The sequence below is a fragment of the Algibacter sp. AS12 genome, from assembly GCF_046736315.1.
GTDB classification, from domain to species: Bacteria; Bacteroidota; Bacteroidia; order Flavobacteriales; family Flavobacteriaceae; genus Algibacter_B; species Algibacter_B amylolyticus.
In genome coordinates this window covers 390743-405333 of record NZ_CP151841.1, presented here as the reverse complement: position 1 = coordinate 405333, position 14591 = coordinate 390743, and the positions used below count along the sequence as shown (strand labels likewise).

The following is a 14591-nucleotide window of genomic DNA, read 5'->3' as shown; positions in this document are numbered from 1 at the left end:
AATAATTAAAAAATGTCCTTTCTTTTTGGAAGGGTAGGAACAGGAATGGCTAAAAGAGATTTTTACGAAATATTAGGGATTAATAAGGGGGCAACTGCAGCCGAAATTAAAAAAGCTTATAGAAAAAAAGCAATTGAATTTCACCCTGACAAAAACCCAGATGATAAAGGAGCAGAAGCTAAGTTTAAAGAAGCAGCTGAAGCATATGAAATATTAAGTGACGAAAATAAAAAAGCACGTTACGACCAATACGGACACCAAGCTTTCGAGAATGGTGGCGGTGGCGGCGGCTTTGGTGGCGGCATGAATATGGACGACATATTTAGTCAGTTTGGTGATATCTTTGGAGGCGGCGGAGGCGGTTTCTCTGGTTTTGGCGGTGGCGGTGGCCAACGTCGAGTTAAAGGGAGCAACTTACGTATTCGTGTAAAATTAACTTTAGAAGAAATAGCTACTGGAGTTGAGAAAAAAATTAAAGTAAAACGTAAAGTTCAAGCACCAGGAACTACTTATAAAACATGTTCTACATGTGGTGGTTCTGGACAAGTAACAAGAATTGCCAATACTATTTTAGGTAGAATGCAAACTTCTGCACCTTGTAATGTTTGTGGTGGTGCGGGACAAACTATCGATAAAAAACCTAGTGATGCAGATGCACAAGGTTTAAAAGTAGCTGAAGAAACTGTATCTATTAAAATACCTGCGGGTGTTGTTGATGGTATGCAACTTAAAGTTTCTGGCAAGGGTAATGAAGCTCCTGGAAATGGAATTTCTGGAGATTTAATTGTTGTTATTGAAGAAGAAGCACATGCAAAATTACAGCGTGAAGGCGATAATTTACATTACGATATGTATGTAAGTTTCCCTGATGCTGTTTTAGGAACATCAAAAGAAATAGATACCGTAACAGGAAAAGTGCGTATTAAGGTTGAAGCTGGAGTACAATCTGGTAAAATTTTACGCTTACGCGGAAAAGGAATTCCAAGTATAAACGGTTATGGTAAAGGCGATTTATTAGTACATGTTAATGTATGGACGCCAAAAACATTGAATAAACAGCAAAAAGACTTTTTCGAGTCTATGCAAGATGATGAGCATTTCTCGCCAAAACCAGAAAGCTCTGATAAATCATTTTTTGAGAAAGTGAAAGATATGTTTTCTTAAAAATAGTTATATAGTGATTAAAAAATCCGCTTTTAAGCGGATTTTTTTTGTTTATAAAAATGGGAGGTATTTTATTAAAACTTGAAATATCCGTATAAGTTTACAAGTTATTTTGGTGATTATCTAGTATTTGTATTGAAAAAAAACTATATTTGAATATCACTAATTTATTTTAGTGATAATTTTTCTTTTTCATAGCAATTTTTTTCCCATCCTTAATTTATTGAGGGTGGGTTTTGTTTTTTAAGTAAAACTTAGCTTTTAGAAGACTTTAAGTCCTGCTTAAAATGCTAAGTTGATATAATTCTGAATTTAGTTACAGGCTTTTCATTAATTTACAAAGCTTGTATTATAATAATCATAATTATTAGTAAAAGCATCAAGCTTCTATTACAACATTTAATATATTTACGGTCTTACAGTTAATTAAAAATTCAAGATGAATAACTTACTTGAAGTCAATAATGTTTCTAAGTATTTTGGAGACTTTAAAGCTTTAAACGACGTTTCGGTATCCATACCTAAAGGAAGTATATTTGGTCTTTTAGGACCTAATGGCGCAGGAAAAACAACGCTAATCCGTATTGTAAATCAAATTACAATGCCAGATTCTGGTTCGGTAATTTTAGATGGCGAAAGGCTTTCTCAAAAGCATATTATGGATATAGGCTATTTACCAGAGGAACGTGGCCTATATAAATCTATGAAAGTAGGTGAACAGGCTATTTACCTTGCACAATTAAAAGGTTTAAGTAAGGCCGAAGCTAAAAAACGTTTAAAATATTGGTTTGAGCGTTTGGAAATTGGCGATTGGTGGAACAAAAAAATTCAAGAGCTATCAAAAGGGATGGCGCAAAAAATACAATTTGTTGTTACGGTATTACACGAACCTAAACTTTTAATATTCGATGAGCCATTTTCGGGTTTCGATCCTATAAATGCCAATTTAATTAAAGATGAAATTTTACGCTTACGCGAAAATGGAGCAACCGTAATATTTTCAACCCATAGAATGGAATCGGTAGAAGAGTTGTGCGATGATATTGCATTAATTCATAAATCAAATAAAATATTGGATGGTAAATTGGTTGATGTAAAACGACAATTTAAGATTAATAAGTTTGAAGTTGGTATTCGATCAAACAATCAACTAGAGCTAGAAAAAGAAATCTCCGAAAAGTTTAGTGTTTCAAAGGCTAATTTTAAAACCTTAGAAGATGAGCTTAAGTTAAATATAAAAATAAACCCAGGCGAAAATCCAAATGATTTATTAAACTATTTAACCCAAAAAGGCGAGGTATCTCATTTTGTAGAGCTTATTCCTAGTGTAAACGATATATTTATTCAAGCTGTAAATAATAGTTAATAGTATGAACCATTTACCACTTATTATAAAACGAGAATATTTAACTAAGGTTAAAAACAAATCGTTTATTATTATGACGTTTTTGAGTCCGTTAATCTTTATTACGTTTATAGCTGTTGTTGCCTATTTAACACAATTAAATAACGATAAAGTAAAAGTTATTTCGGTTTTAGATGATTCAGGATTGGTGCGTCATGTGTTTAAAAGCACCGAGCATACGGCTTATAATAATTTAGAAGGCATGTCGTTAAATGATGCTAAAGCTTTGGTGCAGGAATCAGAAGGTTACGGATTGCTATATATATCTAAAGTTTCAGAAGGACCAATAAAGTCTAAAAATGTAACGTTTTATTCAGAAGAGTCGCCATCAATTACTTTAATTTCAGCAATAGAAAATAAAATTCAAACGGAATTAACCCTTCAAAATAGAATACATGAAGGCATAGATGTAGAAAAGTTAGAAGCTTCAAAAGTTCAAATTGAAATAAATCAAGAAAGTTTTAAGGGTGAAAAAACATCGAAAGTAGATAGTGTTGTAAAATTAATTTTTGGAGGTGCAGCGGGTTATTTGCTCTTTATGTTTATCATTATTTATGGTAATATGATAATGCGCAGTGTTATTGAGGAAAAAACGAGTAGAATTATAGAAGTTATTATTTCTTCAGTAAAACCTGTACAACTAATGTTGGGTAAAATTATTGGAACCTCGCTAGCTGGGATATCGCAATTTGTAATTTGGATTATTTTAGGCGGTGTTTTAATGACGGTGGCATCGTTTGTATTAGGCGTAGACTTAGCACAAATGCAAACACCACAGCAACAAATGGTGGAACAAGCCATGGCAACTCCAGAGATTAATAGTGAAATTCAAAACATTGTTAAGGCATTTTTTAACTTGCCTTTGCTTAACTTAATAACGGCATTTATTTTATTTTTTATTTGCGGTTATTTACTTTACAGTTCGTTGTATGCAGCTATAGGAGCAGCTGTGGATAATGAAACCGATACACAACAATTTATGCTACCTATTTTAATGCCACTAGTACTGGCGGTTTATATAGGTATATTTACGGTTATTGAAGACCCTCATGGTACGGTGTCTACCGTGTTTTCATTTATACCATTTACATCGCCAGTAGTTATGCTTATGCGTATTCCTTTTGGTGTGCCTATTTGGCAACAAGTGGTATCTTTGATAATATTAATAGGCACATTTATGTTTACCGTTTGGTTTGCTGCAAAAATTTATCGTGTTGGTATTTTAATGTACGGTAAAAAACCGAGTTATAAGGAATTGATTAAATGGATTAAGTATTAAAATGAATCAAAGTATAGAACAAATAGAAGAGACTATAAAAGAAAGCTCACTTTGGGAAAAGATTACAGACTTTTTAAATCTGCACTACGATTTTAGTAAAGATATAAGTATTTCTATTAGGGATGTTATCGTTATTATAACCGTAATTTTTATTACTACCTTATTACTAAAATTAGTTTTAAAAATTATTACTAGAAATTTACCAGCCGAGAATAAGGGTAAATTTAATGTGGTTTATGGCTATTTTAGGTGGTTAATATACTTGGTTATTTTATTAATTACGTTAAATAGTTTAGGTGTTAATGTTACGGCTGTTTTTGCGGCATCGGCAGCATTAATGATTGGTATTGGTTTAGCGTTACAAACCCTGTTTCAAGATATTATTTCGGGTGTTTTTATTCTTATAGACCAAACGGTTCATGTAGGCGATATTATTGAGCTAGAAGGCAAAGTAGGACGAGTAGAAGAAATTAAATTAAGAACCACAAGAGCTACAACTATAGATAATAAAGTGCTTATTATTCCAAATCACTTATATTTAACAACTAGCTTGTATAACTGGACGCAAAACGGAACATCAACAAGAGAAAGTGTTTCTGTAGGAGTGGCTTATGGAAGCGATGTGCAATTAGTTAAAAAGCTACTTTTAGAAGCTGCAAAAAAGCAAAAAGATGTTCTTAAATTTCCAGAACCAACAGTACTATTCACAAATTTTGGAGATAGTTCATTAGATTTTAAAGTGGCCTTTACTATTAACGATAGTTTTAATGCGCGTATTCCACAAAGTGAAATTCGATTTGAGATTGATAGATTATTCAGAAAACACAATATAACCATACCATTTCCGCAAAGAGATGTTCATATTTTTAACCCAAAAGAGTAATACAAATTAAGACCATAATATTTAAACATAGAATTAAAGATGTCCTAAAATACCTGCTTATTTTAGGAGGTTTTGTATGTTTTCAATTAGGTAATGCCCAACTTACAGATTTAGCGCGTTTGGAGTATTCCTTTATTCCGCAAAGTAATTCCGAAGATCAATATACAAGACTAAGAGCGCTTGTAAATTACCCCATTAAAATTAAGGATGATAATTATTTAATAGTAGGTGCAGAGTATAATCGTATTTTACTTAATTTAGAAGACGGTTATCCTTTTGATGTTTCAAGTCTAAAAAAAATTCATGTCATCGATTTAAATTTAGGCTACACATTTAAATGGAACCAAAGTTGGCGGTTTGGTGTAAAGGTTAATCCTCGAATAGCTTCTACGCTTTCTCAACCCATAAGTTCTCAGGATTTATTTATTAATGGTGGCGCGTTTTTTATAAACGATAAAAGGAAAGACGAGAGTTTAAAACGGCCGTATCGCTTAATTTTAGGGTTAACTTATAATGCGACTACAGGACTTCCGTTTCCGTTGCCTTTTGTTAGTTATTTTAGAGAAATAAACGAAAATTGGAGTTTTAATGCCGGGGTGCCAAAGTCCAATTTAAAATACACGTTTAACGAGCGCAACAACATGCAGGTTTTTGTGGGCTTAGATGGATACTTGGCGCACCTTCAAGATGCTACCATTATAGATGGTAAAAAAACAGAACATATATCATTATCTGTTGCTATTGGAGGATTAGGGTACGAACATTGCTTTACAAAACATTTAGTAGCTTACATGTATAGCGGTTATACATTTAGGTTAAATAACGTTTTACGTAATAAAGATAGAGATGAAGTTTTTAAATTTAACACGTTAAATGCTTTTTATTTAAGAACAGGATTAAAATTTAAAATTTAAGTATGTCAAAAATTTTAGTAATTGAAGATGAAGCAGCTATTAGACGCGTGCTTGTAAAAATTCTTTCAGAAGAAAACGAAGCCTATAAAGTAGATGAAGCAGAAGATGGTTTGGCAGGTATTGAAAAAATAAAAGATGAAGATTTCGACTTAATACTTTGCGATATTAAAATGCCAAAAATGGATGGTGTAGAGGTGCTGGAAGCTGTTAAAAAAATAAAACCTGAAATTCCAATAGTTATGATTTCTGGTCATGGCGATTTAGATACAGCAGTAAATACAATGCGTTTAGGGGCTTTTGATTATATATCGAAACCGCCAGATTTAAACCGTTTATTAAATACCGTACGCAATGCTTTAGATAGAAAAGAATTGGTTGTCGAGAACAAAATTCTTAAAAAGAAGGTTAGCAAAAAATATGAGATGATTGGCGAAAGCGATGCCATATCTCAAATAAAAGATATTATTGATAAGGTTGCTCCAACCGATGCACGTGTGTTAATTACTGGACCTAACGGAACAGGAAAAGAATTAGTAGCACATTGGTTACACGAAAAGAGTACACGATCTAAAGGGAATTTAATAGAAGTTAACTGTGCAGCCATACCAAGCGAGTTAATTGAAAGCGAATTGTTTGGTCATGTAAAAGGCGCGTTTACAAGTGCAAATAAAGACCGTGCAGGAAAATTTGAAGCCGCTAATGGTGGTACTATTTTTCTAGACGAAATAGGCGATATGAGCCTTTCTGCCCAAGCCAAAGTATTACGTGCATTACAAGAAAGTAGAGTGCAACGTGTAGGTAGCGATAAAGATATTAAAGTTGATGTTCGTGTAGTAGCAGCAACCAACAAAAATTTAAAAAAGGAGATAGAAGAAGGTAGATTTCGAGAAGATTTATACCACAGACTAGCGGTGATTTTAGTTAAAGTTCCTGCCTTAAACGATAGGCGAGAGGATATACCACTTTTGGTAAATCACTTTGCAAACAAAATAGCCAGCGAGCAAGGAACAGCCAAAAAAGGCTTTTCAGATAAAGCTATAAAACTGCTTCAAGAGTACGATTGGACCGGGAATATTAGAGAACTTCGTAACGTTATAGAGCGTTTAATTATCCTTGGTGGTAGCGAGGTAAGCGAACAAGATGTAAAGCTATTTGCATCAAAATAAATTTAAAATATAAAGACACATGCAAGTAGACAATTATAAAGTAACGTCAGCCATTAGTCTGAAAAAATCGGTAACAAAAGTTGTTGTAGACGATGCCGAAAAGGAACTTAAAAAAGTTCGTAAAAAACTAGGTAAACTTCAAGATACCCTTTATGCACACGGTAAATATGCTGTTTTAGTGTGTATTCAAGGTATGGACACCGCCGGAAAAGACAGTTTAATTCGCGAAGTCTTTAAAGATTTTAATGCACGAGGAGTGGTGGTTCATAGTTTTAAAGTGCCAACGCCGTTGGAGTTAAAACACGATTTTTTATGGCGCCATTACATCGCGCTTCCGGCACGCGGTAAGTTTGGCGTTTTTAACAGAACGCATTACGAAAATGTGCTGGTAACACGCGTACATCCAGAGTATGTAATGGGCGAAAATATTCCGGGTATAAACACTGTAGACGATGTAAACGATGCCTTTTGGGATAAGCGTTTCGAGCAAATAAATAACTTCGAGAAGCACATTGCCGAAAACGGAACCATAATTTTTAAATTCTTCTTAAACCTATCAAAGGACGAACAGAAAAATAGACTTCTACGTCGCCTTAATAAGAAAGAAAAAAACTGGAAATTCTCGGCTGGCGATTTGGAAGAGCGCAAATTATGGGACGAGTATCAAACCTATTATGAAGAGGCTATAAACAGAACATCCAAGCCACACGCACCTTGGTTTACTGTGCCGGCAGACGATAAACCATCGGCACGATTCATAATGGCAAAAATCATGTACGACACCTTAAGCACATACACCGATATTAAAGAGCCGGAATTAGACGATAAGGTTAAAGCCAACATAGAAATGTATAAGCAAGAGCTAAGTAACGAGTAGGTTTTGGGCGTTTTAACACGCTTTCACTACTCAATCTTTTTTGTGTATTTAGTTTTTTCGTAGCATTAAAAAAGGGTGTTTTATTTAAATATTTAACCCATTTATAAGGTATTAGCTAACACAAAAAAGGATTTCAAACATGCCGTTCAATCGTTAACGCACTTGCCTCATGCTATTAACACAAATTTATGTTTCTGTGTAATACTTGATTTTTAAGAAATAGTATCTTTAAAAAAAATAACACCATGAAACGAATACTTCTAATTTTAATAGTAATTAGTACTTCAATTGGCTATTCTCAAACCGATGCCGAAGTTTTAAGAACCATTTACACACAATCTTTAACAAACGGAAAAAGTTACGATTGGTTAAACCATTTATCCAATCAAATTGGTAGCAGGTTATCGGGTTCTCTTGGTGCAGAACGCGCTGTAGCTTATACAAAAGAGGAGTTAGGAGCCTTAGGATTAGATAAGGTTTGGTTACAACCCGTTATGGTTCCAAAATGGGTACGTGGTGCAAAAGAATTTGCCTTTATAGAAACCGAACCAGGTAAAACTACTAACGTTAATATCTGTGCTCTTGGTGGCTCGGTAGCAACGCCAGCTTTAGGATTAAAAGCCCAAGTGATAGAGGTGCATAACTTTCAAGAATTAGAAGCCTTGGGTACTGAAGGCGTAAAAGGTAAAATAGTATTTTATAATCGCCCTATGCAAGCCGATTTAATTCAAACTTTCGATGCTTACGGTGGCTGTGTTAACCAGCGTTACCAAGGCGCAGTAGAAGCTATAAAATATGGCGCTGTTGGTGTTATTGTGCGATCTATGAATTTACGCATGGACGATTTACCGCATACAGGAAGTATGACCTATAGCAATGTACCAGTCGATAAACGTATTCCTTCGGCAGCTATTAGTACAAACGATGCAGAGTTATTAAGTACCATGTTAACCCTCGATAAATCTATTCAGTTTTATTTCAAACAGAACTGTAAGCAACTTAAAGATGTACAATCGCATAACGTAATAGGCGAAATTACAGGAAGCGAATTCCCAGACGAATATATTATTGTTGGCGGCCATTTAGATTCTTGGGATTTAGGTGATGGCTCTCACGATGATGGGGCAGGCGTAGTGCAATCTATGGATGTTTTACGCTTGTTAAAAGCATCTGGAATTAAACCAAAACGCAGTATTCGTGTGGTATTATTTATGAACGAAGAAAACGGATTACGCGGTGGTAATAAATATGCCGAGGTTGCCAAACAGAAAAACGAGAATCATATTTTTGCTCTAGAAAGTGATGCGGGAGGCTTTACACCTCGAGGTTTTAGTTTCGATTGTAGCGATGCTGCTTTTAGTCAAGTATTAAGTTGGCAACAATTGTTTAAGCCTTATCTTATTCATTATTTTGAAAAAGGAGGTAGTGGTGCAGATGTAGGGCCTTTAAAAACAGAATCTAATGTTTTGGCTGGTTTACGTCCAGATTCTCAGCGTTATTTTGATCATCACCATGCTAGTAACGATACTTTCGATGCTATAAATAAACGCGAACTAGAACTAGGCGCTGCAACAATGACATCTTTAGTGTATTTATTTGATAAGTATGGCGTAAACCCTATTTCTAATAGCACTTCAATAAAAAACTAAAGCTTTTCAGGTAAAGTTTAGGTTTATGAGAACTTCACTTTTAATACTCAACTTACTTTTTACTACGGTTTTTATGGCGCAAATAGATAAGGAACTTCCATTTTATGAACTTCCACATAACCCGGAAATATATACTGCAGGAACCTTAGCAGCAAGAACTATTGATGGTTTAGGATTTCGTTTTTATTGGGCTACCCAAGGTTTAAGAAATGAAGATTTAAGCCATAAGGCTAGTGCGTCTGGAAGAACTTCTGCCGAAACTATTCCGCATATATATGGGCTTTCAAAATTTATTAGAAATAGCATCTTAGTAGATAATAAAGACGAAAATAAAACCGAGTTAAGTTTTAAAGAACAGCGTAAACAAACCTTACTTAACTTAAAACTAGTGTCCGATGTGTTACGTGATACAAAAACACCATACAATCTTGAAAACTCCGAGATTCCTTTCTGGAATATCATAAATGGCCCAATAGAAGATGCGTTGTGGCATTGCGGACAAATTGTTATGTTACGTCGCGCTTCTGGAAATCCTTTTAACTCTGATGTAAATCTATTTAGAGGTTCATTAAAAAAGTAATATCTAAGCCTTTTTATTTTTCCTAAATCTTAGTATTAAAAATACTAGAGATAGCACAGCTATACATAATATCGTCGTTATTATTTCATTTTTGCCAAGGCTAGATAAAAAGTAAGCAATAATGCCCATTGCTAAAACGGGTACTAAAAGACCACCCGGAATTTTAAAAACATCTTTCTGCTCGCTATCAGATTTACGTAATTTAATAACAGATACAGCAACACCAAAATAAAGTATTAACATCGAGCTACTGGCAATGACTGCCAGTTGTTCAAAACTACCAGAAATGGCAAAAATAAAACCCAAAGTGGCATGAGTTATAATGGCTATATAGGGGGTTGCAAATTTTTTATGGATTTTAGATAATGCTTTTATTGGGATTACTTTATCTCTTGAAAGGGCATAGGCTATTCTAGGGCTATTAAGTATCGTCCCGCTCATATAACCAAACATGGAAATTACAGCTCCAATAAGTAACAGGCTATATCCAAAAGATCCCATAACCACTTTGGCTGTTTCGGCAAGTGGCGTAGCTTTAAAGTTAGGTAAGTTAGCACCTAAAACACCTTGCGAAACGGTTTGTATTAAAACATATAGTATCACAACAACCGAGATGCTAATTAAAATGGCTCGAGGTATAGTGCGTTTAGGATTAATAACTTCGCCGCCCACAATAATACCTGTTTCGCAACCTTGAAAAGCAAAGAATAAAATAAGAGAGGTTTCTCCTAGCGTTTTCATACTCGGCATATTTTCAATATATAAATTACTAATAGTAACATCTTTAAAACCTAATATAATAAGCAGAAGAAGGGGGATTAGTTTAATCATGGTGTTAAACTTTACTAAGCCAATACCTTGTTTTAATCCAATAACATTAATGTAAACTAACCCATAAAAAAGGACAAATAGAAATAAAAAACGTGGCCAGCCTTCGTCAAAAATAGGATATGCAGTGCCAATAATGTTTACTAATGCGTTTGATACGGCTGCATCGGCAAATAAATTACTTCCAATGGCAAAAGTGCCAGCAATAAAACCGGCATAATCTCCAAATGCTGTTTCTATGTACGTGTACGGACCACCAGTGTTAGTTACTTTGCTTCCAACTTCTGCAAAACAAAGCATAACCATAGCCATTAGAAAACCGCAAAACAAATAGGCTATTATACTAGAAGCTCCCATATAACTAGCAACAACAGCAGGCAATACAAAAATACCAGACCCAACAATAATATTAATTATGTTGGCAGATAGTCCTAATACGCCAATGCGTCTTTTTAAGCCTTCTTCTTTTTTTATCATATTTAACTTATTAAATTATAGATAGCTTAACCACCATTTGTCTTTATTGTTAGCCTTGTAGATCATATATTTTTTTGATGGATAGTAAAGGAGAGCAATTACGAAAACCCAAACCATATAAACCACAAATAGCGAATAGCCATAATCAATTAGTTTAGCGTTCTGGAAGACTTCTTTTGTTAAAATCATGTCTTGCCAATTTCCTCCAAAAAGGAGAATGCCTAGTATAGCTAGAACATGAATAACTAAAATGTGAAGGAAGTAGTAAAATAGTGGCACACGACCAAAAACTAAAAAGAAATCACTTATTTTATTTTTAGTGTTTTCTATTAGATATAGAAAAATTAAAGCTGGACCAATAGTAATTAAAATGTATGCTAAAGATGGTGGGTATTTGGTGACTTTAAAAAAGGCTAATACAGTTTTTGTATAGGTATCTTGTACTGTCCATGGCACTAAATCACCATAAATATTAATGCCTCTAATTATAAAGAATAATACAATGGCTGTGGTGCCAATAGCTAAAAGATATTTTTTTCTGAGTTCTGCTGAAAAACTGTTTTTATAAAGTGTACCAAAACAATACCCTAATGAGATAACCCCAAACCAAGGTAAAATAGGATAAGCAATGGCAAACATAGTATTATTAATTACTAAAAACTGTCGTTGGTGCAAAATATACCATAAAATAGATGCAGTACTTGTACCAGTAAAGGTGATGCCATCCAATAAATTATGTCCTATTACAAGTATAAACCCCAGCGCTAGTATAACTTTAAAAGGTAAATAAATAGCGAAAGCTAATAGCATCATGCATAGTCCAATAGCCCAAATAACCTGCAGAATAATAAAACTGTAGGTAACATCAAACTTCCATAAAAAGTTATTGACTATCAATGCTAAAATAACCAGCCAAATGCCTCGTGTTAATAAAAACTTGAATAATTGATTCTTAGTTTTTTTTGCACCGTATAAAAAAGCAGAAGTGCCAGCAAGAAATATAAAAACAGGGGCACAATAATGGGTTATAAACCTAGTGAAGAATAAAAAAGGTGTAGTGGTCTCTAAATCCATTGGGTCGCTAAAAAACGAGCCGTAATGGAAATAGTCTCTAACATGGTCCAAAGCCATAATAACCATAACTAGACCTCTTAATATGTCTATAGATTCAATGCGCTTGGTTTTAATATGCATGGTTAGTTAGGTCTTAAATATTGGATAGCAGGTTTTTAAATTTATGTAATTAAAGCCTATTTAGTCTTGTTTACTTTTTTTATTCTTTGTAATGCCCTTTTTTCTCGTCATTTGGTAAGTTGTATTTTTAGTTTTTGGATTAAAGTTTTTACTTCAATATTAATCGAGTATGCGCTGTCTTGGTTATTAAGTGTTTACAGACATGGGTACAGTAATTTGATCTATTGCCGTGTGTTTGTCTTTTAAAGCTTTAAGCGAAGGATCGTTTAAAATAGCCTGAAATTTTTCCATATTGGTGACTTCAATTATTAGTACTACCGAATTTGGGTTATCTGCATCTTGAAATGTTTTAAGATCTGATATGGCAGGAGCAAATATATCAAGCCTGTCTTGGTGTCCTTTTAACCAAGTATTAAAATTTCCTACTTTGTGTCTGGTAACAATCGTTTTTTTTCATATTGTTTCGATTTATTGTTATTTAAGTTGGTATTGTTCTAATGCGTTTCATTAGCACTCCACATACCGTAAATGGAAACCCATCTTCCAGTATCGTCGCGTTTTAGTATTTCTGTATATTTACCTATATCGGTAATAATGGTGCCATCTTCAGTTTGAAATTTTAATGTAAACGTGCCAATTTCATACCCCAAATTACCATCACTATTAGCATCGATGGTTTTTACTTTCGCATCAATTAAACCTGCATCAATAGCACCTTGCCAGTAGTTTTTTATGTTTTCTCTTCCCGTAACTATAGGTTCGTTGGGTGGTAATAGAGATGCTGTTTTACCATATGCGTTTGCAGCTGCTGTGGCATCTTTAGCTATTAGAGCTGCTGCAAAATCACGGTTCATTTGTCCGAGTTCTTCAACTGTAGCTGGTTGTTTTTGATCTACTGTAATGGCTTCTTTTTCTTTACAACCTATTAGTGAAACGGCTAATAGGATGGTTAGAGTTAAACGGGATATAAGTCTGTTTGCTTTCATTTTTATAATATATAAATTGTTTATTTATAGGCTATAGCGGCACTCGATGGACCTGCCAAAGGCAATAGTGTTGTAGATTTAAATCCAACTTGTTTTGCCCATCCAATAAAATCATCGAAGGTATAATCAAAGCCATCACCAGTTTCAATAAGCATGTTTAGGCTCATCATCATACCAAAGACGTTTTTGCGTCTCTCATTATCAATAACGTGTTCTATTGCTACAAAAACACCACCTTCGGGCAGAGCGTTATAAGCAATTTGCATTAATTTAATTTTGGTTTCTTCGTTCCAATCGTGAAGTACATTTCCCATCGTGATAACGTCCGCTTTCGGTAAACCATCTTTAAAAAAGTCGCCACTAACAGATTTTACGCGATCTGATATTTGAAATTTTTGAATGGTTTCGTTTGCCATAGTTTCAAGCATTGGCAAGTCAAAGGAACTACAACTCATATTGGGGTTATTTTGAGCAACCATAACTGATAACACACCAGCAGAACCACCAGCATCTACCATAGTCTTATATTTTGAAAAATCAAAAGTTTTAGAAAAGGCTATAAAATTGCCCATTTGCACACCGGTCATACCGTTTACGAATTTCTTAAACTGTGCTGGGTCTTTATATACAAAATCGAAAATGGAGGCTTCATTATCTTGCATGTCATGTTGAATCAATCCAGTTCGTAATCCTTCATCAAGTTTAGCCCAAACTTTCCATCCTTGGTCACTTTGCATTTCTAACAGGCCACCCATGTAGGAAGGCTTGGATTTATCTAAGAAAATGTCCGTATCTACTGTGTTTGAATAGTTAGCAGATTCTAAAAGACCTTCTCGAACTAGAAATCCCAACCCTGTTAAGCAATCTAAAAAGTCAAAAAGGTTTCTATTGCTGCACTTTAATTGTAATGTGTTTTTTATCTTCTTTGCAGACATCGATGGGTGTGTTGCCAGATGTGTAAACAGTTCGAAATTAACGGCAGTAAGTAATACTTTTGATGCCCAAAACCCCGTTCCCATTTGTAGGATGGCTGCTGGTGTTGGTTGGCTAGTTGTGGTTTCCATAATTTTATGTTTAAAATTTCTATAAGTACGTTTTAATAGGTTTGCTTTTAATTAGTTGTAATTATGAAGAAAATGAAAAAGCATCAACTTGTGTTAGTTGATGCTCCTTTATAAAATTAAGAATC

The 14591-nt window shown here is 34.2% G+C and carries 13 protein-coding genes; 9 read left to right on the top strand and 4 right to left on the bottom strand.

Annotated elements, in window-relative coordinates; all coding sequences use genetic code 11:
* Nucleotides 1-45: 45 nt before the first annotated feature.
* The 9 genes from dnaJ (at nucleotide 46) to AAFN75_RS01595 (ending at nucleotide 9917) form a co-directional block, all read left to right on the top strand.
* Nucleotides 46-1164, top strand: coding sequence for a molecular chaperone DnaJ (gene dnaJ / locus AAFN75_RS01635; RefSeq protein ID WP_144116600.1), 1119 nt, complete (start codon nucleotides 46-48; stop codon nucleotides 1162-1164).
* A 439-nt stretch (nucleotides 1165-1603) separates the two neighbouring features.
* Entirely contained in the window at nucleotides 1604-2530 is a 927-nt protein-coding gene (locus tag AAFN75_RS01630) for an ABC transporter ATP-binding protein (RefSeq protein WP_411807945.1), read from the top strand.
* 4 nt (nucleotides 2531-2534) lie between these two features.
* Nucleotides 2535-3848 (top strand): ABC transporter permease, encoded by a 1314-nt coding sequence (locus tag AAFN75_RS01625; RefSeq protein WP_411807944.1) that lies wholly within the window; start codon nucleotides 2535-2537, stop codon nucleotides 3846-3848.
* Nucleotide 3849: 1 nt separating this feature from the next.
* Nucleotides 3850-4731, top strand: coding sequence for a mechanosensitive ion channel family protein (locus tag AAFN75_RS01620; RefSeq protein WP_092852970.1), 882 nt, complete (start codon nucleotides 3850-3852; stop codon nucleotides 4729-4731).
* A 119-nt stretch (nucleotides 4732-4850) separates the two neighbouring features.
* Nucleotides 4851-5645, top strand: a complete 795-nt coding sequence (locus tag AAFN75_RS01615) for a DUF6268 family outer membrane beta-barrel protein (protein WP_411807943.1) — start codon at nucleotides 4851-4853, stop codon at nucleotides 5643-5645.
* A gap of 2 nt (nucleotides 5646-5647) precedes the next feature.
* Nucleotides 5648-6811: a sigma-54-dependent transcriptional regulator gene (locus AAFN75_RS01610; protein WP_411807942.1), complete on the top strand. Its 1164-nt coding sequence runs from the start codon at nucleotides 5648-5650 to the stop codon at nucleotides 6809-6811.
* A gap of 19 nt (nucleotides 6812-6830) precedes the next feature.
* On the top strand, nucleotides 6831-7688 hold the full coding sequence (locus AAFN75_RS01605; RefSeq protein WP_411807941.1) for a PPK2 family polyphosphate kinase: 858 nt from the start codon (nucleotides 6831-6833) through the stop codon (nucleotides 7686-7688).
* A 245-nt stretch (nucleotides 7689-7933) separates the two neighbouring features.
* On the top strand, nucleotides 7934-9337 hold the full coding sequence (locus AAFN75_RS01600; protein WP_411807940.1) for a M20/M25/M40 family metallo-hydrolase: 1404 nt from the start codon (nucleotides 7934-7936) through the stop codon (nucleotides 9335-9337).
* Between the two features lie 25 nt (nucleotides 9338-9362).
* Nucleotides 9363-9917, top strand: a complete 555-nt coding sequence (locus AAFN75_RS01595; RefSeq protein ID WP_411807938.1) for a hypothetical protein — start codon at nucleotides 9363-9365, stop codon at nucleotides 9915-9917.
* A gap of 3 nt (nucleotides 9918-9920) precedes the next feature.
* On the opposite strand, the gene AAFN75_RS01590 is transcribed toward AAFN75_RS01595, so the two are convergent.
* The 4 genes from AAFN75_RS01590 to AAFN75_RS01575 form a co-directional block, all read right to left on the bottom strand.
* Complete coding sequence (locus AAFN75_RS01590) at nucleotides 9921-11222, bottom strand: APC family permease (RefSeq protein WP_411807937.1); 1302 nt, start codon at nucleotides 11220-11222, stop codon at nucleotides 9921-9923.
* A 15-nt stretch (nucleotides 11223-11237) separates the two neighbouring features.
* On the bottom strand, nucleotides 11238-12416 hold the full coding sequence (locus AAFN75_RS01585) for a DUF1624 domain-containing protein (protein WP_411807936.1): 1179 nt from the start codon (nucleotides 12414-12416) through the stop codon (nucleotides 11238-11240).
* A 494-nt stretch (nucleotides 12417-12910) separates the two neighbouring features.
* On the bottom strand, nucleotides 12911-13402 hold the full coding sequence (locus tag AAFN75_RS01580; protein ID WP_411807935.1) for a YybH family protein: 492 nt from the start codon (nucleotides 13400-13402) through the stop codon (nucleotides 12911-12913).
* A 20-nt stretch (nucleotides 13403-13422) separates the two neighbouring features.
* The gene (locus AAFN75_RS01575) at nucleotides 13423-14466 is read right to left on the bottom strand and encodes a methyltransferase (RefSeq protein WP_411807934.1); all 1044 of its coding nucleotides are present in this window, start codon (nucleotides 14464-14466) and stop codon (nucleotides 13423-13425) included.
* Nucleotides 14467-14591 lie beyond the last annotated feature (125 nt).